Genomic DNA, 1237 nt, shown 5'->3' on the forward strand with positions numbered 1-1237 from the left:
CAGGCCCAGCGCCGCAGGCCGGCCAGCACCAGCGCCACGAACACCAGCGACCAGACCGTCCGATGCGCGATGACCTCGAGCGCGTTCACCTCGCTCAGGCGCTTGAAGTACAGCGGGAACAGGCCCCAGGCGATGTAGGCGAGCGCGGCGTAGAGCATGCCGGTGCGGGCATGGGCGCGGTCGGTGGCGGTCGAGATGTCGTTGGGCATGGCAGGCTGGCCGGGAGGGCCCGCGATTCTGCCCAAGCCGACCGGCCCGCGTTGTCGAAGGGACGAGCGCCCGTTCGTCGTCCCTGGTCGCCCCTCTTTTCTTGCGGCCCGCTTCGTCGCAGGATCGCCGACCATGGCCCACGTCGAATTCACCGCCCAACTGCACCGCTACGTCGATACGCCGAAGCTGGACTGCGACGCCCGCACCCTGGGCGAGGCACTCGCCCGGGCCTTCGACCGGAATCCCCGCCTGCGCGGCTACATCCTGGACGACCAGGGCCATCTGCGCACCCACGTGCGTCTTCATCGACGGCCACCGCGCCCAGGACCGCCTCGGGCTGACGGACGCGCTGACTGCGCAGTCCAAGGTCTATGTGCTGCAGGCCCTGTCCGGGGGATAGCCCCAGGAGCCGCGGACGCGCCGCTGTCGAAAACCGCGCCGCTCGAACGTCGACACGGGTGACGCCAGCCATCGCAAGGAGAGACCGATGATCACCACCGCCTGGGCCGCCACGCGCAAGGGCCTGTTCGAACTTCGGCACGACCCCGCCTTGGGCGGTTGGTCGATCGGTCGCCACAGCTTCGTGGGGGATCCCGTCAGCATGGTGTTGCCCCCGCCGGTGGGGGGAGGACGCATGTTCGCGGCGCTGAACCTCGGCCATTTCGGCTGCAAGCTGCAGGCGTCGGACGACGGCGGCGCCACCTGGCGGGAACTAGCCGCGCCGGCCTTTCCCGAGCAGCCGGAGGGCGCTGAGGGGCCGGCCTGGAAGCTGCAGCAGATCTGGGCGCTGGAGCGCGGCGGCGACGGCCGGCTCTGGGCCGGCACGATCCCGGGCGCGCTGTTCGTCAGCGACGACCAGGGCGAAACCTGGCGACTGATCGACGCGCTCTGGCACATGCCCGAGCGGCTGGGCTGGTTCGGCGGCGGCTACGACGCACCGGGCATCCATTCGATCCACGTCGATCCGCGCGATCCCAGGCGGCTACTGCTGGGCATCTCCTGCGGCGGCGCCTGGCGCAGCGAGGAC

General features: G+C 70.9%; 1 protein-coding gene and 2 pseudogenes. 2 read left to right on the forward strand and 1 reads right to left on the reverse strand.

Annotated elements, in window-relative coordinates; translation table 11 throughout:
* Positions 1 to 209 (reverse strand): annotated as a pseudogene (locus FUT87_RS26155) (hypothetical protein); the annotation flags it as partial.
* A gap of 133 nt (positions 210 to 342) precedes the next feature.
* Here FUT87_RS26155 and FUT87_RS31155 point away from each other — a divergent pair.
* Together FUT87_RS31155 and FUT87_RS26165 are read left to right on the forward strand one after the other, a co-directional pair.
* Positions 343 to 610, forward strand: a pseudogene (locus FUT87_RS31155) (MoaD/ThiS family protein).
* Positions 611 to 697: 87 nt separating this feature from the next.
* Positions 698 to 1237 (forward strand): WD40/YVTN/BNR-like repeat-containing protein (locus FUT87_RS26165; protein WP_404935453.1); only part of this gene is annotated, 540 nt, incomplete at its 3' end.

It is taken from the genome of Mitsuaria sp. TWR114, from assembly GCF_007997345.1.